We start from the raw sequence: 22,910 nt of genomic DNA on the forward strand, positions 1-22,910 counted from the left end.
ACGACGCTCCCGCCCGATACTGCACCCACACCACGTTCTTCTCCGCCCTCGATAGCCCCGGTCGACCTCGCTCCACCATCTCGTTGCTCCAGTGAGTGTGTGCAACTACGCCCTGTTGCACTCACTGGTTGAATCCGCCACGGTCTGAAACCAGAACTCGGACCACTGACCTCTGGATCCGCCCAAATCCAAGCGCAGTCCTCAGCGCCGCTTCCCGCGCACCGTGATCATGCCGACCGGGCTGCCGTAGTCATCATTCCCCATCGGCAATCCCGGTGGCGCGATCCACGCGCCGCCGTCGGCGCGCACAGTGACGCGATGCATGCCGGGTGCGAGTTTGAGTTCGGCGCGCCACCGTCCGTTCGTGGCACGCCGCATCTGCGTGATCGTCCACTCGGTGGCATCACCCATCAGCTCGACCGATTCCGCGCGCGGCGCGTCGATCAACAACACCACGCGCAGCGTGTCGCCATCGGGCGCCGACACACCCTGTTCCACCGAGAGCGAATCGACGGCTCCCAGCGTGCGCGTCTCGAAGGCAAGAATCCCACCCGGCGTGCCGTCGGCGCCGCGGAAGGGCAGGCGCGAGATGCGCACGCCGATCGCGAGCACGGGCGCAAAGCTACGCGCGCGGTGGTTGTCGAGATCATCGCGAAGGGCCGTGCCGCCAACCGTGGCAGCGTTGGTCGCGGCGGCGCCGACGAGCGACAGCCACGCGGTGACTGGCTGCACGACCGCCAGTGATGCGACCGTCGGCAGCATGCTCTGCTTGGGCGCGAGCGCGTCGCTGGAAATCCACGTGGCGACCGGCGAGGTCACTGACACCAGCCACGTGGTGGGCCCGGTGTTGAAGCCAAGCGACGCGATGCCGGTGGCAATGTCACGGCGCTGAAGGGAGCGCGTGGTGCGATTGCTCACGAGTCGCGTGGATCCCCCGACCGTCGGCATCGTAATCGCGTCGGGCTCGTCGATCGTCAGCGTCTGCGTGGTCGTGCGCGTCGCACGCTCGACCGAGAAACCGAACGAGAACTCCATGCCCGCCAGATTCGTCATCATGCCCGCTTCGGCGCGACTGATGGCGCCCACGTCGACGCGACGCGAGACCGTTGTGTCGGCCGCGCGCAGGTCGAGGCCACCAGCCGACATGGGGGGCATCGCATTGCCGAGAATGCCGGCCGTCAGGTTGGCGCCGTTCACCGCCGCGTGCCCGTAGCTGATGGCGCTCCACACCCGCTGCTCGCCCACACGGGCTCGCGCGCGAAGGGCGAGCGTGCCTTCAAGCTGCCCGTCGGTACCCACGCCTTGCGGCACGCGCCAATTCCCCGTACCCAAGGCAGAAAGACGCACGCGGCCGATGCGGCCGAGCGGCTGCGTCGCGCCAAGCCACAAATCGTTGCGCTGCGTGAGCGTGTTCCCGGTGCCGTCGGGCAGGGCCGCCATGCCCAGGACCGACAACGTGGAGGCGTCGGTGACTGGACCAATAGTGGCTGCTGGCGCGATCGGCGCGTCGCCGCGCACCTGCGCGGCAAGCGACGGCGCAATCGTCAGACCCGCCACCGCCCACGACACCAACGCTGACGGTGCAAACGCGCGTGGCAAAGCCCATCCGCGGCTCGGGAACGAGCGGCGGCGCGACGCGCTGAGTGGGAGGTGAGCGGGCGTCACGAATCAGGAGGGCGGACCGGCTTGCGGTCGCTCGTCGCGGGAGTGGACGGCGACACGGCACCGGAGACCGTACCTCGAACATAGCGATTCAACGCGTCGAGAGCCATACCGGGCCCACGCTGCGAGTTCTTTGCCACCGTGGATTGCAGCCCCAGCAGTGCGTCGTCGGACTTGGGCATCCGGGCGATCGCGGAGACCGCCTCGCGTGCCGTCGCCGCCGGCACCCCGCGTTTGACCACATCGGCCAGCACCACCAGCGCCGTCACGGCGGTGCCGGGCGGACGCGTGCCTCGCACGACCATCAGGGTTCTGGCGTCGATGCCTGCCCGCAGTGCGGTGGCTCCGGCGTCGAGCTCGGCGACGGTACTGCCGTCACCGAGCGCATCCTTGGCTTCCGCGAGCGCGGCCGCATGGGCGCGTACCACTAGCAGAATGCGTTGGCCACCCACCCGGCGGGCGGCACCCTCCAGCGCGCGATTGATCAGGGGCGCGGTGGGCAGTCCCTTGGCCGCCGCGTCTTCGAGCAGCAGCCGCAGCGCGTTGGCGGTGAGCGTGTCGAACCGGGCGGCGTCGAACTGCCCCTGCGGATCGCGAAAGAACACGGTGTCGATCGACGCCACCAGCGACGCGGCCGACCGTACCGAGTCCGCGTGGCTCGTGGACACCACAGTCGCGGCCGCCAGCGGCGAGGCGATCGTGGTGGAAAGCAGCCGCAGCGTGAGCCACCATGCGGTCCGTGCGCGGGGCCTCATTGCGGGCCGTCCACGACGACGGCGTTGGCCGGGCCATACCCCTCGTCGGGCACCTGCGGCGCCAGCGGATCAACGAGCCAGGTGCGCCCGTCGATCACGAAGGCATACACATGACGGCCGGGCGGCAACGGTACCCTCGCCGTCCATGCCCCGTCGGGACTACGGCGGATCATCGGCGTGGCGTGCTCGTCCCAGCCGTTGAAGTCACCGACCAGCGCGACGCCCTGAGCGGAGCTCGGCAGCGTGAGGTCGAAGCGGATCGCGTCGCCGCTTTCCGCCGTCGTGCCTACCGGGCCCGCTGCCGGCGCGGCACCCGCGAATGCACTGCCGGCGCGCTGGACGGCGACTTCGGGCCGCCACGGACGCATGACGCTCACGACCAACACCGCCGCCGCCGTGGCGCCCCACCACCATCGAGGGCGCAGCGCGCCGCCGAACCGACGGGTGGGAGCGTGCATGGCTTCGGCCAGTACCGCGGTCGTACAGCGGGCTATCTGGGCGGCATCCGTGGCAGGGACGCGGGCGTACGACGCCCTGAGGCGGGCCACCAAGGTGGCGTCGTCCGTGAACGAGCTGAGGTCGAGATCGTTGGGCTCGTTCGGCCCGCCTGAGTGCGCGCTAGTCAAGCGACCTCCCGAGCAGGGCGCGCAGCCGCTCGCTGCCTCGCTTCACGCGCATCTTGAGCGCCGATTCGCCGGCGCCGGTCATCGCCGACATCTCGCCGTACTCCAGCCCCTCGGCGTACTTGAGCAACAGCGCTTCCCGCTGGAGCGGGTCGAGCTGGCCGAGTGCATGCACGAGCGCGGCGTCTTCGACGCCGGTCGCGAGCCCAAGGGGAGGGGCCGGCGCGTTCTCAAGAGCGATTTCGTCTTGCACGAACCGACGCGTGCGACGACCGCGGGAGGTAAGGGCGTTGCGGCACTGGTTGGTCAGAATGCGAAAGAGCCACCCGCGGAACTGATCGCGCTCGTCGTACCGACCGATGGCGAGGTACGCGCGCAAGAAGGAGTCCTGAACCACGTCCTCCGCATCTGCTCGCTCCCCCAGCATGTGGTACGCGAAACGCCAGCACGCGTCGTAATACCTCGACACCAGAGTCCCAAAGGCGTCGGGGTCACCAGCGCGGGTCCGAACGACCAGCTCCGCGTCAGTCATCGGTGTACAACAGCCCATCCGCGATGCGCGTCACCAGAAGCCCCGGTTCCGAGCCGACGCGCCCACCATGCACCGATCATCCCCCGATCGTTGCTACGGCAAGCATCATCGACAGCGCGACGAACAGCGAGGTCGCCAACTTGTTTACACCACCAACTCGACGAAGCAACAGGTCCGCGTCCGCCTGCGGTAACTGCTGCTGTACCACCAGTCGGTTCGCCGCGCGGGCCCGACGATACAGGAACCAATTGGCCGTCCCGCCCGACGCCAGCATCGTGGACACGAACACCGCCGCGTTCATCATGAGCAGCCACTCGTTCTCCGGCTGCTGCATGGCGGCCATCGTGAGCGGCTTGTCGGTGCCGGTCAGCAGTCGGAACGCGATACCGGGCATCAGGAAGAAGAAGGCAAACGGCAGATACAGCTTACGGTACAGGAACCACGCCGGCGGAAAGGCGATCGCGGCACTCCAGTTCCACGTCGGCACAAACGACGCGTCCTCGAAGAACGGCGCCATCTTCCGTCGGTACACCTTCTCCCACTTGGGGCCGATGAAGGCTTCCATCTCACCGTCGCTCGGCTGCTCGAGCGACCGCTGCTGATTCTGCTTCTGCGCCCAGCGCGGCAGCTCGTTCTTCGGCATCTCCGGCGGCACCTCCGGCGGCGTGTCCGATCCGGACGGCATCGGCGGCATCGTCACGAGGCCACCGACACCGTGGCGGCGGCAGGCTGTTGCTGACTCAGGCAATGCAGCGTACCCAGGCCCCACACCAGATCCACCGCGTGAATGCCCACGATGCGATGATCAGGCAGCAGCGCCGCCAAAATGTTCAACGCGATGCGATCGTTCGGATCGTTGAATGTGGGCACGATGCATACGCCGTTGGCGATGTAGAAGTTGGCGTAGCTGGCCGGCAAGCGCGTCCCGTCCATGATGACGGCGCGCGGATACGGCAGTGTGACCACCCGAATCGGTTCGCCGCGCGCATCCGTCGCGCGCTGCAAGCGGTGCAGGTTGTCGAGTGACCGCGCGTGATTCTCGTCAGCGGGATCGTCTTCATGCGCCAGCACCACCACGCCCGGCGACACGAAGCGCGCGATGTCGTCCACGTGTCCGTGCGTATCGTCGCCCACGCATCCCTCGCCCAGCCAGATGGTGTGCGTGATGCCCAGGTACGTGTGAAACGCGCGCTCGTAGTCGGCGCGCGTGAAGCCCGGATTGCGCACCTGCACATCCGACAGCAACCACTCTTCCGTCACCAGCATCGTGCCGAGTCCATCGGTCTCGATGCCGCCGCCTTCGAGAATCAGGCGCTGTCCGTTGTCGTGACGCATCGCCTCCACACGCGGCAGCGACGTCACTCGCGCCACCGCCTCCGGCACCTGCACGTCGAGCGCATAGTTGTCGTACTTGCTCCACGCGTCGAAGCCCCAGTGCACGAGCGCCACGCTGCCGTCAGCGCGCTGCACGCCGGTCGGTCCCGAGTCGCGCAGCCACACGCGGTCCGTGGCCTGCACATGCAACCGATACTGCCCGGCATCCACGCCGTGCATTGTGAGCGCGGCACGTGCTTCGTCGCACACCGCGTCGTTCTGACAGAGAATCTCCACACGCTCGTACGGCGCGAGCGCCCGCACGATTTCGGCATACACCCACGGGATCGGCGCGAACTTGCCGGGCCAGTCGGGTTCGTGCGTGGGCCACCCGATCCACGTCGCGTCGTGACGCTCCCATTCGGCAGGCATCCGCACGGGACCGAGTGCGGACAACTCGATGCGGCGACTCAACGACCGGCCAGCCAACGCTGCGTGATCGGCCCGTAGGCGTCGATGCGGCGATCGCGCAGGAATGGCCAATTGCGACGCGTCTCCTCGATCAGGCCGAGGTCGCACGTCGCGACGAGAATCTCCGGCTCCGTGTCCGCCTGCGCGAGATACCGACCGAACGGATCGGCGATGAATGACTGGCCGAAGAACTCGAGACCGTCGGTGCCGGGCTCGGGCTCGAAGCCGACGCGGTTCGGCGACGCCACGAACACGCCGTTGGCGATCGCGTGCGCGCGCTGCGCCGTGCGCCACGCATCGACCTGCGCGTCGCCAAACGTGGCCTTCTCGCCCGGATGCCAGGCGATGGCCGTAGGATAGAACAGCACCTGCGCGCCAAGCAACGCCGTGATGCGCGCGGCTTCCGGGTACCACTGATCCCAGCAGATCAGCACGCCGATATCCGCATACTTTGTGCGCCATACGCGGAAGCCACTGATGCCGGGATGCGCTTCGTGGCGCAGATCCGCCGTGACGTCGCCGGGGGCGAAGTAGTACTTCTCTTCGAAGAGCGGATCGTGCGGGATGTGCATCTTGCGATACGTCCCGAGCACGCTGCCGTCGGCATCGATCACCGTGGCGGAATTGCGATACAGCCCGGCCGCCTCGCGCTCGTAAAACGGAACGACGATCACGACGTCGAGTTCCTTCGCGAGCGCCTGGAACTTGTGCACCGTCGGTCCGTCGGCCGGCTCGGCGATGTCGAACCGCTCGGGCTTTACGCTCTTGCAGAAGTACGGCGCATTGAAGAGCTCCTGCAAACAGATGATCTGCGCACCACGTGCGGCGGCTTCGCGCACACGCGCGACCGCACGCGTCACGTTGGCTGCGAGATCATCCGAGGCGGTGTCCTGAATGACACCGATGTTCACGATGTTGGCCATCACGAAAAGTCATCGATACCGGGGCCGGGGGCAACGTGGCGGGATCACCGTTTTTTCGGTGCCGGCTTTGCCTCACCCTTCGGCTCACGCTTGGTCTTGACCACGGGGGGCTCGAGCACCGGCTGCAGGTAGGCCAAGAGAATGCGCCGCAAGTCGTCGAGCAACGGTTTCTTCTCGGCGGCCACAGCGCGTCCACGACGGGCCAGCAACGACTGCCCCAGCGAAGCGGCCACAAGCGCAATGCGGCGTCGATCACGGGTGGCGAGCTTCGGGTTCCGCGCCGCGAAGAGCACGTCGAGCCGGTCGACGAACGACTCGAACAACTGCGCCCGCAGGCGGGTCGGCGCCGAACGGGTGTCGTCGCCCGGGCCTTCCACAGTGGCGAAGACGCGACGAAACGCGGGGTGCGTATCGTGAAATTCGGCGAGCGGCTTTACGATGCGATCGATCAGACGATCGAGGGGCAAGCCGTGCGGATCGATGGGAAAGGCGCGCTCATGAATGGCGCGCATTTCGTCGGCGTAGCGCAGTGCGAGCGCCGCCAGCACGGCATCGCGGTTAGGGAAGAACTGGTACAGCGAACCCTTCGCGGTGCGCGCGCGGAGGGCGATCGCTTCAGCGGTCGCGGCTTGCAGACCGTGCTCGGCGATCACGGAGGCCGCCGCCTCGAGTAGTAGTTCCACCCGCGCCTGCCCGCGCGACTGTCGAGGTCGCCGCCGATACGCATCGGGCGCTTCGGCGTCGACGATCGGTAATGGGGCGACCGGCGCCTTGGCGACCGGAGCGTTGGCGACCGGCAACGACTCGTCGGTGGCGATGCGAGCGATGGGACGGGGCGCACGTTTGACGGGCATCGCCAACGATACCGCGTGCGGTAGACCTTGACAATGCGACGCGACCGTCAAGATTTAACAGCGTTAGGTAAATAGAACATCGTTCTCCACGCGCCACTTCCCAGAGGTCCCATGCGTTCTTTCCGTCATCGCGCGACGGCGGTCGTCGTCGCGTCGGCATCGTTCCTGTTCGCCGCGTGCGCCTCGGGTGGGGCCTCGGCAGCCGCCCGCACCGAAGGCACCCAGAACAGCGTCCCCAGTGCCTCGCAGAAGGCGATCGCCAACGCGATCGACGCGAGCACGGCGCCGTTCGTGGGCTCGCTCAAGACGAAGAAGTACTATCCGCAGAGCTGCCACACGGTGAAGCTGATCAAGGCCGAAGACAAAGTCGGCTTCGTTTCGATGAAGGACGCGCAGGATGCCGGATTCACGCGCGACGCGTACAATACGGACTGCCAGTAGCCTTGGGTTACCGTCGTTAACCGCGGATATACAGCGCCACGACGTCCATGACGTTGGTGCCGGTGGGGCCGGGGCGAAGCAGCGCCTCGGCCGCATCGAGCGGAAACCACGAACGGCCGGTACTGAGGTCGTCTTCGGGTACCCGGCCGGCGCGGCGGGCCAGGGCGGGCACCGCGGCGTCGACAATGGCGCCGGCGGCGTCGGTCGGACCGTCACGCCCGTCAGTGCCGGCCGCCAAGATGCTGATTTTCCACGAGCGCGGGTCGCCGTAGGCGGCTGCTTCCTCGAGGGCCAGCGCGGCCGACAGGGCGAGCACCTGCATCCGACCGCCGCGCAGGGGTTCGTCCGACCACGGCACCTCCAGCGATTCGTCTTCATTGCGCGACATCGCCCGATCGGCCGTTTCGCGCAAATTCACTACCGGCTCGCCGCCGCACACGAGCAGCGTATCGCCGTGCACGTCGGGGGCCGCCTGCAGCGCCAGTCGCGCCAGCTGATCGCCCAATTGCGCGGCGTCGCCCTCGAGCGGCACCTGTTGGACCACCACCTGCGCGATGCCGAGCGCGCGCGCCTCGTGCGCGAGGGCCTGCACCGCATCGGCGTTGCGTGCCACCAAGGTGTAGCCCACGCGCGTGAACGCGGCATGATCCGTGGCCGGCACGCGGGGTGGATTGCTGGCGCCTTCAAGGCCCAACACTGTGCCCATCACACGCTCCACGCGCGAACGCATATCGTGCGCGTCGAGCAGCGCCAGGAATGTGGCGTCGTCCAGCGGATCGGCGGTGCAGGGACCCGAGCCGATCACGGCCGGATCGTCGCCGATCACATCGGAGATCGCGAACACCGGCACATGTTCGGCCCCGTGCTGCACGAGACTGACCGCAAGACGGCCGGCACCCCATCGCAGCACCCGACGTCGGATCGCGTTCATCTCGTGAATGGCGAGCCCCGACTCGAGCAGGGTCTCGGCGAGGTTGGCCAGATGCGACTGCGCGCGATCGGCATCGCCCACTTCCTGCGACAGGGTCGCGATCGGCGCGGCACAGAGGGCGGTGGTGCCACCGGATAGCAACACGAGTACGATACTGCCGTCGTCGATGCTGTGGGCGAGATCATCGATCGCGTCGGCGGCGTCGAGCGACGCAGGACCGGGAACCGGATGATCACCGACCATGAGCCGGATGCGGGCCGGCAGGTCACCACCCACATCATTGCGCTTCGGTTCGTGCGCGGCGACCACGAGGCCGCCGTGTACCGTGCGCCCGCGCTGATCGAGCGCGTCGAGGGCGCCGGCCATCATCGCCGGTGCGGCTTTCCCCAGCGCAATCACGTACACCGGGGCCTGTGCGGACAGTGACGGACGGGCGTCGAACCACGCGCCCACCGCGTCGCGTGTACGCGGAAACGGCGCCGCGCCCTGCACCGCGGCACGATAGAGTGCCGCCAGCAGGGCGCGGGGATGCTGCGAAGAATTCACAAACGGAATATCGCGGCGTGCGCAGGCAGATGCCTCTGCGCGTTCGCCTCAGTGCGAGCCGCCGGCGTGCGAGATCGCGGCGCCGAGCTCGGTGTAGGCATCAGCCGACATCTGGTTGAACGACGCGGTCACGTACGAGATCTTGCCCGACGGATCGATCACGTACAGCGTGCGCTTGTGGTAGCCGGTGCCCGTGTTGGCGCTGTACGCCACGCCAACCTTGCGATCGGTGTCCGCCGCGAAATGGAACTGAAACTTCGCGTCCTTGGCCCACGCGATGAGTGCCGTGTCCGTATCGATGCTGACGCCCACGAGCGTGACCTTCTTACCGCTCTGAAACGTCTGCGCGTACTTGTCGCGATACGATTCCATCTGCACCGTGCAGCCGCTGGTGCGCGCCTTCGGGAAGAAGGCCAGCACGACGGTCTCGCCCTTGTGCTCGGAAAGCTTGAACGGCTTCTTGGCGACGCCGTCCGCCGTGACGACGGTCACCGTAAAGTCAGGCGCCATCTCGCCGACCTTGAGCGGCGTGAGTGCAGCGGCGGGCGCAGCCTGCGCATCAGCGATGGACGGAGCGAGTGCGGCGAGAGCGAGCAGTGCGACGAAACGAGCGGCACGTGAGCGAATGGACATCAAGAACTCCGGGAAAGTATGGACGGGGATCGGGCGGGTGTCGCTGAACGGAGACGGTCGCTGACCACGCGTGGGGACAACGTTCTACTCCAAAGTAACGTTTCCGGCCCATTTTGACCGGAAATCGGTCGATTCGGCGTGGCACGACCCCTGCCTGATGATGGTGGTGCAAGCACGATCATCTCAGGAGGATCCATGACTCAAATCCGTACGCGCATGCGTCACGTCTCGTTGCTGCTCGCCCCACTCGCCTTTGGCGTGCTGACGGCCTGCGGTGGAGCCGACCAGCGGCTCGACGAGCAACTGAAGGCCGATCTGGCCGCCGCCGCGCAGGCGCCTGGCGCGCGAGGTCAGTTCGCGAGTCCGGCGGAGTTGGGCTATCCGCAAGGGTATGCTCCACAGTATCCAGGTCAGTATCCAGCGCAGTATGGCTATCCGCAGCCTGGGTACCCGCAGGGCTACCCGCCGGCAGCGTATCCGCCGCAGTATCCCGCGCCGCAGCCGCAGACGCGGGTGGTTTATGTGCCGCAGCAGTCGTCGGTTCGACGGACGAGTAGCACCGGGAGCGGTGGTGGCTCGACCGGAAGTTCGGGAACGCGGTCGGGTACGCAGCCGGCCAATACACAGAAGGGCGCCATCATTGGCGCGGCCACGGGTGCGGCGATCGGTGTTGCCACGTCGCGTGACAAGGTGAAGGGTGGAGCGATCGGTGCCTTGGGGGGCGCCGTGTTGGGCGGCATCATTGGTCATCAGATCAAGAAGCCGTAGTGCGTAGGTGAGGGGGAGTTGCAGGACGTGCTTCGTGGAGGGGCGCGCACACGCCGTCACCGGGATTCCGGTGGCGGCGTGTTCTGCGTATATGCTCCGCGCTAGGCAATGACGGTGAGTGCGCCGGCGCGGACGTTCACGGTGATGTCGCAGGTCGCCGCCTGCTGCAATTCTCCGTCAGTCTCGAACATCGGCGGCTTCTCGAAGTGCAGGAGAAAGTGACGGTCGCGATGGAATGACACATGCGGCGACGTGAGATGCGTACCACGGATCGCGCGGGCGAACAACGGCACCCTCGCCCAGGGCGCAACATCGCGAATGGTGACGCAATCGAGCGCGCCGTCATCGAGTTCCGCGTCGGGCGCGATACGGAACGCACCGCCGAAACAGCGGCCGTTGGCGAACACCGTCATGAGCGTTCGGCTCATGATGGCCGAGTCGCTCGCCATGTTGGCGCGGAAGCCGCGGTAGCCGAACAATGCGCCGAGCGCGGTGCTGACGTACGCCGCGGTGCCGCGCAGTACGCCCGGTGTGCGCATGCGTTCCAGCACTTCCACGTCGAATCCGAAACCGGCGGCATTCACGAACGGGACGTCATTCACGAAGCCCACGTCTACCGTATGCGTGGCGCCGGCGGCGATGTGCGCGGCCATGCGCGCCACGTGGTGCACCGGCACGGCGAGCGACTTCGCGAAATCATTGCCCGTACCGGCGGCGAAGATGGCCAGCGGCACGCGCCCGCCGCCACCTGCTTCGCCCGCGAGCAACCCGCGCACTGCATGACTGACCGCGCCGTCGCCACCTACCACGGCGAGGGCGCGGGCGCCGGCAATACTCGCGTCGGCGGCGATGCGTGCTTCGTCGCCACGAGCGCGGGTTTCGCGCAGTTCCACGCGAAGACCAGCCGTGTGCAGCGCGTCGGATGCGGCGCGCGCGACACGCGCCGCGCGTCCGCGGCCGGCGGCAGGATTCACCAACAACACGATGGGTGCGGTCATCCGGGCGAGGCGAAATGAAGCATGCCAGCGGCGTAACGGGGTTTCTGGCGATCTCGTGCGATACGTCACGGAGTGTGCGATCCGCTGTCGCCAACTTACCCCCGTACCCGCTCGGCCCGCTGGATTGCAGTCCGGTCGGCGCCTCTGATGATGCACCTCAAGGAGAGCAAGCACCATGAAGTCTATTCCGTCTGTATTCACCGCCGCCGTTGCGGCGTTCGCGCTGTCGGCCTGCAGCGATGGCACGAGCCCGTCATCGGCAAACAAGGTTGGCGTCGGCTTCCAGCTGGCGCGCACGTCGTCGGCCGCCTCGGTCATGGCCGCCAGCGTCGACGGCAGCGCGCCCAGCGTGCCGGGCACCATGCCCACCATTACCACGTCGCCGGCGGGCATGAGCATCACGCGCGATGGCGACGTGTTGCTGGTGACGAAGGCGCAGCTCGTGGTGCGCAACGTGAAGCTCAAGTCGGCGTCGGCCGTATGCTCGGACGACGATGACGACGAGTCGTCGTCGAACAGCGTCGCGCTCGGTATTGGCGCCACCGTGGCCAACGCATCGGCCTCCGCCAGCTCGGACGACGATGACGACGCGTGCCCGACGTTCCGCGTCGGTCCGTATCTGGTGGACGTTCCCGTGAGCGGCGCTGACGGTGCGCGCGTTGCCGTTGAAGTGCCGGCCGGCACCTATTCGTCCATCCGTCTGTGGTTGCACAAGGTCACGAGCAGCGACTCCGCCGACCTCGCCTTCCGTCGGGCCAATCCGGATTTCCGCGACATCAGCCTGCGTCTCGAAGGCACCTTCAACGGCACGCCGTTCATCTTCGTGAACGATGTGAACGCGAAGCTCACCGTGCCGCTCGCCGAACCGCTCGTGATCGGCACCGGTGGTGATGATGTCACGGTCACGATCGACCTGAGCACCTGGTTCCTGCGCGCATCGGGCGGCTTGTACTCGCCGGCCGCCGCGAACACGCCGGGGCAGACGCGGGCGCAGGTGCAGAACAACATCCGGAATGCATTCCGGGCGTTCAAGGACAAGAACAAAGATGGGCGCGAAGATCGCTGAGGGCGAAGTAAGGGGTAGGGAGTAGGGGGTATGGAGTAGGGGGTACGGAGTAGTGAAACGGGCTGCAGAGAGAGTCTCTCCGCAGCCCGTCGTCCTTCACGACTCCCTACCCCCTACTCCCTACCCCGTACTGTTTTTCACTTCCCGATGAGGCTCCGCAGCACATACGGCAGGATCCCGCCGTTCTTGTAGTACTGCATTTCTTCCGGCGTATCGATGCGGCAACGCGCGCTGAACGTCTTCACCGAGCCATCCGCCGAGGTGGCCTTCACCGTGAGCGTGGCCCGCGGCGTGAGCGTGTCGTCGAGTCCCACGATGTCGTACGTCTCGAAGCCCGTGAGCCCCAGCGACTGACGCGTTTCGCCGTTCACGAATTCGAGCGGCAGCACACCCATGCCCACCAGGTTGCTGCGATGAATGCGCTCGAAGCTCTCGGCGATCACCGACCGCACGCCCAAGAGCATCGTGCCCTTGGCCGCCCAGTCGCGCGACGAACCGGTGCCGTACTCCTTGCCGGCGATCACGATCTGCGCGACGCCCGCTTCCTGACGCGCCATCGCCACATCGTATAGCGCTTCCGGCTCGGCGCCCGGCGCATCGGTCGTCCACCAGCCTTCCTTGCCGCCGGTGAGTTCGTTCTTGAGACGGATGTTCGCGAACGTGCCGCGCATCATCACCTGGTGATTGCCGCGACGTGCGCCGTACGAATTGAAATCCTTCTTCTCCACGCCGAGCGACAGCAAATACTTGCCGGCCGGGCTCGCACCGGCAATCGAACCGGCCGGCGAGATGTGGTCCGTAGTGATCGAGTCGCCGAACATGCCGAGCACGCGCGCGCTGTTGATCGGGCGAATGCCCGGCGGCGTCATCGTCATGCCCTCGAAGTACGGCGGGTTCTGCACGTACGTGGAGTCGGCCTGCCAACCGTAGCGCGCGCCGGTGCTGGCTTCGATCGCCTGCCAGTACTTGTCACCGAGGAACGCGTTGGCGTACTGCGTGGTGAACTGCTCACGCTTCACACTGGAGAGAATCGTGTCTTCCACTTCCTGTGCCGACGGCCAGATGTCGCGCAGGAACACCGGACCATCGGTGCCGACACCGAGCGGCTCGGTGGCCATGTCGATATCCATGCGGCCGGCCAGCGCGAACGCTACGACCAGCGGCGGCGACGCGAGATAGTTGAAGCGCGTCTGCGGATTCACGCGACCTTCGAAGTTGCGGTTGCCCGACAGCACGGCGGCAACATTCAGCTTGCCCTCGTCGATCGCTTCGCTGATCACCGTCGGCAGCGGACCGGAGTTGCCGATACACGTCGTGCAGCCGTAGCCGACCACGTTGAAGCCGAGCGCGTTGAGCGACTCCATCACGCCGGCCTTGACGAAGTAATCGGTGGCCACCTTGGAGCCCGGCGCCAGCGACGTCTTCACCCACGGCTTGGTCTTGAGGCCGAGCTTCACGGCCTTCTGCGCCAGCAAGCCGGCGGCGAGCATCACGCTCGGGTTGGACGTGTTGGTGCAGCTCGTGATGGCGGCGATCACCACATGCCCATCGGACAGCGTGAACGTCTGGTCGCGATACTCAACCACCACGCCTGCTGACTCGACCGGACCGCCTTCGGCCACCATGGTTGCGGCGGCCGTCGCGCTCGCGGCGCCATTGGCAGCGCGCTGCGCGGCGAGCGCCTCACGATACATCGCCTTGCTCTGCGAGAGCGGCACACGATCCTGCGGACGCTTCGGACCGGCTAGGCTGGGCACCACCGTGCTCAGGTCGAGCTCGAGCGTATCGGTGAACACGGGATCCGGCGTGGCGTCGGTGCGGAAAAGACCCTGCGCCTTCGTGTACGCTTCCACCAGCGCGACCTGCTCGTCGCTGCGTCCCGAGAGGCGCAGATACTTGAGCGTCTCTTCGTCCACCGGGAAGAAGCCCATCGTGGCGCCGTACTCCGGAGCCATGTTGGCGATCGTGGCGCGGTCGGCCAGCGCGAGGCTGGAGAGACCGGTGCCGTAGAACTCCACGAACTTGCCCACGACTTTCTTCTTGCGGAGCATTTCGGTGCAGGTGAGCACCAGGTCGGTGGCGGTGGCGCCGGCCGGCAGCTTGCCGTGCAGCTTGAAGCCCACCACTTCCGGAATCAGCATGCTCACCGGCTGCCCCAGCATGGCGGCCTCGGCTTCGATGCCACCCACGCCCCAGCCCATCACGCCCAGGCCGTTGATCATCGTGGTGTGCGAGTCGGTGCCCACCAGCGAGTCGCAGTAGGCCAGCGTCTCGGTGCCATCCTTCGCCGTGAACACCACCTGGCCCAGGTACTCGAGATTGACCTGGTGGCAGATGCCCGTGCCCGGCGGAACCACGCGGAAATTGTGGAGCGCGGTCTGGCCCCATTTCAGGAACTGATAGCGCTCGAGATTGCGCTCGAACTCGAGTTCCGTGTTGATCAGCAGCGAGGCTTCGGTGCCGTACTCGTCGACCTGCACCGAGTGGTCGATCACGAGGTCGACGGGCTGGAGCGGGTTGATCTTGGTCGGGTCGCCGCCGAGGGCAACCATGGCGTCGCGCATGGCGGCCAGGTCGACGACGCAGGGGACGCCGGTGAAGTCCTGCAGCAGCACGCGGGCGGTGCGGAACGCGATCTCCTTGTCGACGGCGGCCTTCACATTCCAGCGGGCCAGCGCCTCGACATCGGCGCGCTTCACGAAGGCGCCGTCTTCACCGCGGAGCAGGTTCTCGAGCAGCACGCGCAGCGAGAACGGGAGGGTGGGGGCCGTACTCCCCGAAAGCGCATCGAGGGCGCCGAGGTTGAAGTACGCGTACTGACGGTCGCCCACGACCAAGGTGGAGCGGCTGCCGAACGAATTGGGATGCGACATGGAAGGGTTGGTCCTGCGCGGGCCTTTCCCCAGGGGTCGACCGCACGCGTTGCTGGACGGAGCCACTCATCGCGCCGTGATGCCGAAATGCAGATGGCAACCGGTTCCGACGAGGCTACCGTGGAATATCGGGCGGGGAGGGCGGGAAGGCGAGGGGACGGGCCGGGCGGCCGGAGATCTGCCGATTCTGCGACTCTGCCCAGCGATACGCCGACGGACAAGGCGCCGTCGTGCTACACCGCCGCCTTCCACGCATCCGGCAACGCCTCGGCTCGGCTGCGAATCCACGCGGTCAGCTCGTCGGCAGGCTTCGGGCGTGAGAAGAGATAGCCCTGAGCCAGCACGCAACCCATGCGCTCCAACTGCACCCGCTGCGACTCGTCTTCCACGCCCTCGGCCACCGTCTGCAACCCGAGCGTTTCACCCAGTGTGAGAATCGTGCGCGCGAGGGCGGCGTCAGAACCCCCTCGCGAGACACCTTCCACGAATGCCCGGTCGATTTTGAGCACGTCCACCGGAAAGCGTTGGAGGTAGCTGAGGCTGGAATATCCCGTGCCGAAATCGTCGATCGCGAGGCGAACGCCGAGCGTCTTGAGCGCGCGAAGGGTCTGCAACGACGACTCTGTGTCGCGCATGATCACGCTCTCGGTGATCTCGAGCGTGATGCAATGGGCCGGAGCATTCGTGCGCGCAAGAATGTCGGCGACGGTCGCCACGAAGTCGGGCTCTTGCAGTTGCTTGCCGGAAATATTCACGGCCACCGACGGCATCGAGGCGGGGTCCCAGCGCTCTGTCCACCAGAGGGTGCGCCACGCGACCAGCTGGCGGCACGCCGTCTCCAGCACCCAATTCCCAAGAGGGATGATCGTGCCGGTATGCTCGGCGACAGGAACGAAGACCATGGGCGGAATCGGGCCGCGTGTTGCGTGATGCCACCGCAGCAGTGCCTCGACGCCCCGCATCTCACCGCTTCGCAGGTCAACAATGGGCTGGTAGGTGAGGAAGAGCCCGGCCGACTCCGGCGCCACCGTCGCCGCGCGTAAGTCGGACTCCAGCTGCAGGCGGTGCATGATCGCCGTGTACATCGCGGGTTCGAACACGGCGTGACGCGCCTTGCCCGCTTCCTTGGCCTCGTACATGGCCACGTCGGCGTTGCGCAGCAGGGTATCGACGTCTTCGCCGGATTCCGCGAAGGCCACGCCGACGCTCGCAGAGACCGACATGAGGCGTCCCTGCAGCAGCAGGGGGCGTCGCAAGGACACTTTAATGCGGTTGACGATCGAGAGGACTTCAGCGGGGGCGGAGACCTGCTCCATCAGGATCGCGAACTCGTCACCACCAAAGCGTGCCACGGTGTCGGCCGCCCGAATCTCCTCACGGATGCGTTCGGCGACCACCTGGAGCAGCTGATCGCCCGCTTCGTGGCCAAGACTGTCATTGACGGCCTTGAAATCGTCGAGATCGAGAAACATGACGACCACGCGCAGCGTGGGTTGGCGCATCTGCACGGCCACCGCGTGTTCCAGGCGATCCCGAAACAACGAACGGTTCGGGAGGCCGGTGAGCGCATCGTGAAATGCCTCGTGCATGAGGCGCGCTTCGAGCTGCTTGCGTTCGGTGACGTCGCGAAACACGGTTTGAATCGCCGACGTGCCTTCGTACGGGATCTCGACGGATGCCGCGTCGACTTCGCGGATGGCTCCGTCAACACGAATCAGTCGGTACTGCACGCGCGACGCATCGGGCCTCGCCCGCTGACGCACCAACGACAGGTCGTCGCGATGTACGAAATCGATGGTGCGCCGCCCTACCAGATCGTCGCCTGGCGCCGAGCCGATGAGCGCGGCGCCGGCCGCGTTTACGTAGACGAGGTGGCCGTTGCGATGAACGGCGATGGCCTCCGGGGAGTTGTCTACCAAGAGCCGATATCGTGCTTCGCTCTCCTGCAGGACGCGCTGACGCATTTCGAGGCGCTCCCGCAGCGCCGCCTCGGCGGCGATTTTGCTCAGCATCGACGCCTGTCGCTTCATCGCCAGGAACGCAGCGCCGGCGGCGATGCACGACCCGAACACAATCGTGATGCTGTGCGACTCCCAGATGGTCAGCTTCGGGAAGACGGCTGACTTGCTCGCCTCGAAAATGAAGAACACCAAGGCGCCGCCGAGGAACGCCAGCGCGGTCGCGCGCGCTTGACGGGCGGCCGGAAGGACAATGGCGCGAAAGGAGGACGATGTGGTGTGTGGCAGCGGCATGTTGGCGGAGTGCGAGGATGCGTTGAGGTATCGTCGCGCCGCTCGCTCGCCGCACTCGTCGGACTGAAGCCGTTACGTAACGGCTGCGTCACGGGGGTACGCGCCGCGCACCCGCCGTCCTACGCGCTGATCTCCAGCACCTCTTCCACCGGATCCCGGTCCGCACTCACCGGCACCACCGAGATCGCGCCCGTCGGACAGCAGTTTGCCACCGAGCCATCGGCCGGCGAGAACTCATGCACCCGCACCAGGGCGTACGCCTTGCGCTGGGCGTCGAGCGCCATCAGCCCCGGTGAGCGCGCCACGCACAGCGCGCAGCCGGTGCACTTGGCGCGATCGACCACGATCTCCACCGCGGTGCGAGGGAAGATGCCGCCAGGGGCCGACAGCATGGTGTCCAGATGCACCAGCGCCGCGTTCATCGCGTCGTAGCCCATCTGCAACAGCTCTTCCACGTGCGAGAAGCTGAACCATCCGATGTGCGACACCTTGGGCCGCACGAGCAGCAATGGCGGTGTGGTCCAATGGTCGAGCGTGGCCTGCTGCTGCTCGTGCATCATCATGGTGGCCGCCCGCATAAATATCGACGCGAATCCCTGCTCGGCGATGCCGGTGGCCAGCGGGACATCGGCGATCCCCACGTCCACCGCGATCAGGGCGTCCATGCCCATCGACGCAATCGACACCGGCAGATTGTCGGTGGTGCCGCCATCGATGCAGACGCGATTGCCCACCACGCCGGGCGGGAAGAAACCCGGCAGCGCGCACGACGCATACACGGCGTCGCGTACGCGCACATCGCGAAACCCCGGACGTCCGAACACCAGCGGAATGCCACGCTCGATGTCGACGGCCGTGACCAGCAACGGTGTCTCGAGCTCCTCGAACGTACCTTCCGCCACCAGATCGTCGCACAGACTGCGCAGCGGGGACTCGAGGTAGATGGACCGCGACAGCATGCGATCCATGAGCATGCCCACGTGGTTGATGCGGAACAGGTCGCGACGGCGGAACCGGAGCGCCCGCTCAGTGAGCTCGTCCACGCTGCGGCCACTGGCGGCGGCGGCGGCGATCATGGCGCCAATGCTGGAGCCGGCATACAGTCGGGGTTTGATACCGGCCTCGCGAATGGCCTTGAGCGCGCCGACGTGGGCCATGCCTTTCAGGGCGCCGCCACCGAACACCACGCCGATTCGGGGCCGGATGCGCGGGCCGCTACCGCTGCCGGTTCCGGTGGCCGGGAACACGGACGTGAACGTGCCGGTGGACGCGATCGCAGGGCCTCCTCGATCGATCTCGTGCGCCGTTCCGTCGCCATGCGGATTCGTGTTCATGCTGCCGTCATCCACGCGGTACATTCTCCGGTATGCGAGTGCTGCTGGTAGAGGACGACGATACGCTGCGGGAGAGCGCAACGGCCTTTCTGCGCGCGTCCGGTTTTGCGGTGGATGCGGCGGCAACAGGGAAGATGGCCCGTGAACTCGCGGCCGTCAGCCCCTACGATGCCGTGATCCTCGATATCCGGCTGCCCGACGACGACGGATTCGCCTTATGCACCGCGTTCCGCGCCAAGGTTCCCGCCCCCCGTGTGCTGATGGCGACCGCCCGCGATGGGGTGTCGGATCGGATTGCCGGCCTCGATCTCGGGGCCGACGACTACCTCGTGAAGCCGTACGCGCTGGGTGAACTGGTGGCCCGCGTGCGCGCTCTGCTGCGGCGTCCGGACCATGCCGCGCCCACGCTGCTGCAGGTCGGTGACCTCGTGCTCGATCCGGCCACTCGCGAGGGGCACCGCGGCGCGCGGACCATTGCGCTGACCACGAAGGAGTTCGCCGTGCTCGAAGTGCTCATGCGCGCCAGTGGCCGCGTGCTGACGCGCGAGTACATCGGCGAGCATGCCTGGGATGACAACTTCGATCCGATGAGCAACGTGATCGATGTGTACATCGCCCGGTTGCGCAAGAAAGTCGACGGACCCGACGAGACGCCGTTGCTCTCCACTGTGCGGGGCGCGGGCTATCGGCTCGCGCTGGCCAAGCCCTCGTAATGGAGCAGAGTCGCCCCCGCATCCGGCTGCGCTTCACGGCGCTGTATGCGGTCACGCTGTTGGTCGTGCTGCTGGGCGCGGCGGGTACGCTGCGCTACGCCCTGCACGGCGCCTTGCAGCGCGAGTTCGACAAGTCGGTGCTCGCGTCGGCGGGACTCGTGCAGCAGTTCTTCCGGGCTGAGATCGAGGAGTACGTGACGGTGGAAGCCACGCTGGCGCATATCGCCGGCGAATTGGTGTTTGAGGAGCGCGCGATCCGCATTCGCACGCCGGATGGCTCGCTGTTCAAAATCGTCGGCGCTCCGGTGCGTCGTGCCCGACGCCCGCTGTCGGGGCCGGTGCGCACGGTACGCTTTCCTCTCGACGCGGATCTGGCACCCAAGTGGGACATCGAAGTCGATGCCAGCGAAGCCAACGTGCTCGCGTTGCAGGCGCAGATCGACCGGTGGTTCGGGGTCGGCATTCCGTTGCTCGTGCTGTGTGCGGCGGTGGCCGGCTGGTGGCTCACCGGACGCACCCTGCGCCCGGTCGGACGCATGGCCGATGCGGCGTCGCGCATCGCGCCCGCCAGCGGCGCGCGGCTGCCGATCGATGATCCCACCGACGAGCTCGGGCGACTAGGCCTGCGCTTCAATGCGCTGCTCGACCGGCTCGACGGCGCCCTCGCGCAACAACGCGATTTTCTCGCCGATGCGGCGCACGAGCTGCGCACGCCGATTGCGCGGCTGCGTGCGCGCGTAGAGGTGGCGATGCTCGAGCCGTCAATCTCCGGTGACCGCAGCGTACTGCCGTCGATCGATCAGGAGCTGCGTGCCGTGTCGCAGCACGTGGACGAACTGCTCCAGCTCGCGCGCGCCGATGCCGCGGGTGAGGACGCGCCGATACGTGCCGAGTCGCTGTTTTTGGATGATGTGGTCATGGACGAGCTGCCGCGTTGGCAACCCGAGGCGCAGCGTCGCCAGATGACGCTTGACTACATTGCACTGGAGGAGTCGCCGGTACTCGGCGACGCGTCACTCTTGCCGCGCTTGATCAGCATTCTGGTCGACAACGCCATCCGCTACGGACACGATGGTGGCCGGGTGCAGGTTCGGGTCCGTCCGGCCGACGGCGCGGCGGTGCTCGACGTCGAAGATGACGGCATCGGCATTCCCGAGCAGGATCGCGCGCGGATCTTCGACCGGTTCTTTCGTGGTGATACCGCGCGACTGAAACGTCCCGATGGCAGCGGACTCGGACTCGCGATCGCTGCCTGGATTGTGCAGCAGCACCGTGGCACTCTTGCGGTAACCGCGGGCGAGCTCGGTGGAACGCTGGTGCAGGTGCGCCTACCGCTCGCGATCAGCAGATCTGCTGTCCGGCCCGGAAACGCGCGAAGGTAGTGGGCGTGGGCCGCGCGGCGCGACGCCAGGCGTCACGGAGCGAGCGAAGGCACTGCGCGGCGCCGACGTAATCGCGACAGTCCACCGACTCTTCGCACCACGCATAGAGCGCGTCGAAGCTCTTTGACGCGGGGGAGTCGAGCTCCAGTGCGCATCGCAGCACACTGATCGCTTCCCGCGAGCCGTCGTGGTCGAACGCTTCGCACGCGCGGATAGCGCGGTCGTAGGCACGAACCAGACAGGTGAGGGGATCAGGCGCCTGGTGATCGACGTCGATCACCGCGTGTGAGAAGGCAGGCGTGGGTACGGGCACTGTGCGGAGAGCTGAGGTCATTCGCAGGGCGATTCGCTGGGCGCGGGACTGCTGCGCCACACTTGGTACATCGGCTCCGGCGCGTTTCGACTTGAGGAAATCCGAAGCCGAAGTGGAACGAACGTCACATCCCGGGCCGACAGGCTTCGACACGTGACGCTTGGGCCATTCACGGAACGTTCATCATGGCTCGATAGGTTGGCGCATGAGCGTCTTTGCCCCTTTCCGAACAGTGTCCCTACCCGTGCCCCGAGCGGCCCTCCGCGGGCTGGCGCTTTGGGGTCTCGTATCGGCGAGCCCGGCGCCCGTGCGCGCGCAAGCCGCGCCGCTGGACCTGGCCGCGGCGTTGCAGGTGGCGCGCGCGAGCGGCCCGCTCCGCAAACTCGCCGACGCGCGCGAGGTGGCCGGTACGGGACGAGTCGGCGAAACGGGCCAGTGGCCCAACCCCACCATTGAATGGCGCCGCGAGAATCTCGGGAGTTCACTGCAGCCCGACATTTTTGCGACCGCGTACATCCCGCTCGACCTCACGGGTCGGCGGCTCGCCCTGCGGCAGGCGACGGGCGCGGGTCGCCAGCGCGTCCAGGCCGACGCCGTCGCCGAACGTCGCGAAGCAGAGGTCGAAGTGGCCCGCGCCTGGCTCCACGCCGCGGCCACCGACGGCGCGCTGGCGGTCGCCACGAGACAGATGGAGGCACTCGCCGAGATCGCCGGCGTCGACGCCATCCGTTTTCGTGAAGGGCTGGTATCGGAAGCGGTGGGACTGCGCACACAACTCGAAGCGGATCGCGCGCGGGTGGCGCTGGTCACGGCCACCGGTGACGCCGCCCGCGCCCGGGCTCAACTGGCCCGCGCAATCGGCGTGCGCCCCGACGCAATGCCGGCGATCGCCGCGCTCGCCGCGCCGGTGATGCCGGCCGCCCCGGACAGCAGCGTGGTGACGTCGGTCGCCCTCCGTGCGCGTCCCGAAGTCCGGGCCCGCGAATCGGCGCTGCGTGAAGCGCAGCGGCGCTACACCGCCGAACGCCGTGGACTGTTCGGCGATGTACAGCTGCAGGGTGGTTCGAAGCAGACCAGTGGCTTCATGACCGGACAGATTGGGCTCGCCATGCCGTTCCCGCTGTTCAATCGTAATGACGCCGCCCGTCAGCGCTCGCGCGGCGAATACGCCGAAGCGCAAGCGCTACGCGACGACATGCTCAATCAGATCGAGGGCAGCGTCGGCGCGGCGTGGCGGGCCTACGTCGCGTCGCGCGACGCGGCCCAGGCGGCCTCCACGTTCGATGCGCGCGGACGCGAAATCGCCCGCATCGCCCGCGTGGCCTATCGCGAAGGCCACGTCACGCTCACGGAACTGCTCGACGCGGAGCGCGCCGCCACCGACGCCATGCATACGCATCTCCGCTGGGCCGCCGACGCCTGGCTGTCCCGACTCGAGTTCGAGCGTGCCCTCGGCGCGCGGCTGGATGACACCAGCCCACTGGATCTGCCTTTGCTCTCCACCCTGCTGACGACCGGATCGTGAT

Annotated in this window: 21 protein-coding genes; 6 read left to right on the forward strand and 15 right to left on the reverse strand. The window is 67.0% G+C overall.

Annotated elements, in window-relative coordinates:
- Window positions 1–201 precede the first annotated feature (201 nt).
- From RMP10_RS09810 to RMP10_RS09845, 8 genes are all read right to left on the reverse strand, one after another.
- On the reverse strand, window positions 202–1,599 hold the full coding sequence (locus tag RMP10_RS09810; RefSeq protein ID WP_310570128.1) for a glycogen-binding domain-containing protein: 1,398 nt from the start codon (window positions 1,597–1,599) through the stop codon (window positions 202–204).
- Between the two features lie 62 nt (window positions 1,600–1,661).
- A complete protein-coding gene (locus RMP10_RS09815; protein WP_310570129.1) occupies window positions 1,662–2,417 on the reverse strand; it encodes a hypothetical protein in 756 nt (251 codons plus the stop codon).
- Window positions 2,414–3,043, reverse strand: coding sequence for an isoamylase early set domain-containing protein (locus RMP10_RS09820; protein ID WP_310570130.1), 630 nt, complete (start codon window positions 3,041–3,043; stop codon window positions 2,414–2,416). The genes RMP10_RS09815 and RMP10_RS09820 overlap by 4 nt, the downstream gene beginning before the upstream one ends.
- Window positions 3,036–3,590, reverse strand: a complete 555-nt coding sequence (locus tag RMP10_RS09825; protein ID WP_310570131.1) for an RNA polymerase sigma factor — start codon at window positions 3,588–3,590, stop codon at window positions 3,036–3,038. The genes RMP10_RS09820 and RMP10_RS09825 overlap by 8 nt, the downstream gene beginning before the upstream one ends.
- Window positions 3,591–3,648: 58 nt before the next feature.
- Window positions 3,649–4,272 (reverse strand): hypothetical protein, encoded by a 624-nt coding sequence (locus RMP10_RS09830; RefSeq protein WP_345785791.1) that lies wholly within the window; start codon window positions 4,270–4,272, stop codon window positions 3,649–3,651.
- On the reverse strand, window positions 4,269–5,360 hold the full coding sequence (locus RMP10_RS09835) for an agmatine deiminase family protein (protein ID WP_310570132.1): 1,092 nt from the start codon (window positions 5,358–5,360) through the stop codon (window positions 4,269–4,271). The genes RMP10_RS09830 and RMP10_RS09835 overlap by 4 nt, the downstream gene beginning before the upstream one ends.
- Window positions 5,357–6,280 (reverse strand): carbon-nitrogen hydrolase, encoded by a 924-nt coding sequence (locus tag RMP10_RS09840; protein WP_310570133.1) that lies wholly within the window; start codon window positions 6,278–6,280, stop codon window positions 5,357–5,359. The genes RMP10_RS09835 and RMP10_RS09840 overlap by 4 nt, the downstream gene beginning before the upstream one ends.
- Before the next feature lie 44 nt (window positions 6,281–6,324).
- Window positions 6,325–7,134, reverse strand: a complete 810-nt coding sequence (locus tag RMP10_RS09845; protein WP_309671374.1) for a TetR/AcrR family transcriptional regulator — start codon at window positions 7,132–7,134, stop codon at window positions 6,325–6,327.
- A gap of 111 nt (window positions 7,135–7,245) precedes the next feature.
- Here RMP10_RS09845 and RMP10_RS09850 point away from each other — a divergent pair, with 111 nt between their 5' ends.
- Entirely contained in the window at window positions 7,246–7,575 is a 330-nt protein-coding gene (locus RMP10_RS09850; protein ID WP_310570134.1) for a hypothetical protein, read from the forward strand.
- Between the two features lie 16 nt (window positions 7,576–7,591).
- On the opposite strand, the gene RMP10_RS09855 is transcribed toward RMP10_RS09850, so the two are convergent.
- A complete protein-coding gene (locus tag RMP10_RS09855; RefSeq protein WP_310570135.1) occupies window positions 7,592–9,052 on the reverse strand; it encodes a DUF4147 domain-containing protein in 1,461 nt (486 codons plus the stop codon).
- A gap of 48 nt (window positions 9,053–9,100) precedes the next feature.
- The gene (locus tag RMP10_RS09860) at window positions 9,101–9,685 is read right to left on the reverse strand and encodes a peroxiredoxin family protein (RefSeq protein ID WP_310570136.1); all 585 of its coding nucleotides are present in this window, start codon (window positions 9,683–9,685) and stop codon (window positions 9,101–9,103) included.
- Window positions 9,686–9,880: 195 nt separating this feature from the next.
- On the opposite strand from RMP10_RS09860, the gene RMP10_RS09865 reads away from it, so the two are divergent.
- Window positions 9,881–10,453 (forward strand): glycine zipper domain-containing protein, encoded by a 573-nt coding sequence (locus tag RMP10_RS09865; protein ID WP_310570137.1) that lies wholly within the window; start codon window positions 9,881–9,883, stop codon window positions 10,451–10,453.
- 101 nt (window positions 10,454–10,554) lie between these two features.
- Here RMP10_RS09865 and RMP10_RS09870 read toward each other — a convergent pair whose 3' ends face one another.
- Window positions 10,555–11,451, reverse strand: a complete 897-nt coding sequence (locus RMP10_RS09870) for a diacylglycerol kinase family protein (RefSeq protein ID WP_310570138.1) — start codon at window positions 11,449–11,451, stop codon at window positions 10,555–10,557.
- A gap of 175 nt (window positions 11,452–11,626) precedes the next feature.
- Between RMP10_RS09870 and RMP10_RS09875 the strand changes: the two genes are divergently transcribed.
- Window positions 11,627–12,517 (forward strand): hypothetical protein, encoded by an 891-nt coding sequence (locus RMP10_RS09875; protein ID WP_310570139.1) that lies wholly within the window; start codon window positions 11,627–11,629, stop codon window positions 12,515–12,517.
- A gap of 137 nt (window positions 12,518–12,654) precedes the next feature.
- Here RMP10_RS09875 and acnA read toward each other — a convergent pair whose 3' ends face one another.
- The 3 genes from acnA to RMP10_RS09890 all read right to left on the reverse strand — a co-directional run bounded on the left by acnA (window position 12,655) and on the right by RMP10_RS09890 (window position 19,000).
- Entirely contained in the window at window positions 12,655–15,390 is a 2,736-nt protein-coding gene (gene acnA, locus RMP10_RS09880; protein WP_310570140.1) for an aconitate hydratase AcnA, read from the reverse strand.
- Between the two features lie 233 nt (window positions 15,391–15,623).
- Window positions 15,624–17,642 carry an EAL domain-containing protein gene (locus RMP10_RS09885; RefSeq protein ID WP_310570141.1) on the reverse strand — a complete coding sequence of 673 codons (2,019 nt, stop codon included), beginning with the start codon at window positions 17,640–17,642 and terminating at the stop codon, window positions 15,624–15,626.
- A gap of 119 nt (window positions 17,643–17,761) precedes the next feature.
- Entirely contained in the window at window positions 17,762–19,000 is a 1,239-nt protein-coding gene (locus RMP10_RS09890; protein WP_310570142.1) for a patatin-like phospholipase family protein, read from the reverse strand.
- An 8-nt stretch (window positions 19,001–19,008) separates the two neighbouring features.
- Between RMP10_RS09890 and RMP10_RS09895 the strand changes: the two genes are divergently transcribed.
- Both RMP10_RS09895 and RMP10_RS09900 read left to right on the forward strand, forming a co-directional pair.
- On the forward strand, window positions 19,009–19,689 hold the full coding sequence (locus tag RMP10_RS09895) for a response regulator transcription factor (RefSeq protein ID WP_309673004.1): 681 nt from the start codon (window positions 19,009–19,011) through the stop codon (window positions 19,687–19,689).
- Window positions 19,689–21,071, forward strand: coding sequence for a HAMP domain-containing sensor histidine kinase (locus RMP10_RS09900; RefSeq protein ID WP_310570143.1), 1,383 nt, complete (start codon window positions 19,689–19,691; stop codon window positions 21,069–21,071). Before RMP10_RS09895 ends, RMP10_RS09900 begins: the two co-directional genes overlap by 1 nt.
- Here RMP10_RS09900 and RMP10_RS09905 read toward each other — a convergent pair.
- Window positions 21,031–21,405, reverse strand: coding sequence for a hypothetical protein (locus RMP10_RS09905; RefSeq protein WP_310570144.1), 375 nt, complete (start codon window positions 21,403–21,405; stop codon window positions 21,031–21,033). The two genes, RMP10_RS09900 and RMP10_RS09905, sit on opposite strands and share 41 nt — an antisense overlap.
- Window positions 21,406–21,691: 286 nt before the next feature.
- Here RMP10_RS09905 and RMP10_RS09910 point away from each other — a divergent pair, with 286 nt between their 5' ends.
- Entirely contained in the window at window positions 21,692–22,909 is a 1,218-nt protein-coding gene (locus tag RMP10_RS09910) for a TolC family protein (RefSeq protein ID WP_310570145.1), read from the forward strand.
- Window position 22,910 lies beyond the last annotated feature (1 nt).

The organism is Gemmatimonas sp. (assembly GCF_031426495.1).
GTDB lineage: Bacteria > Gemmatimonadota > Gemmatimonadetes > Gemmatimonadales > Gemmatimonadaceae > Gemmatimonas.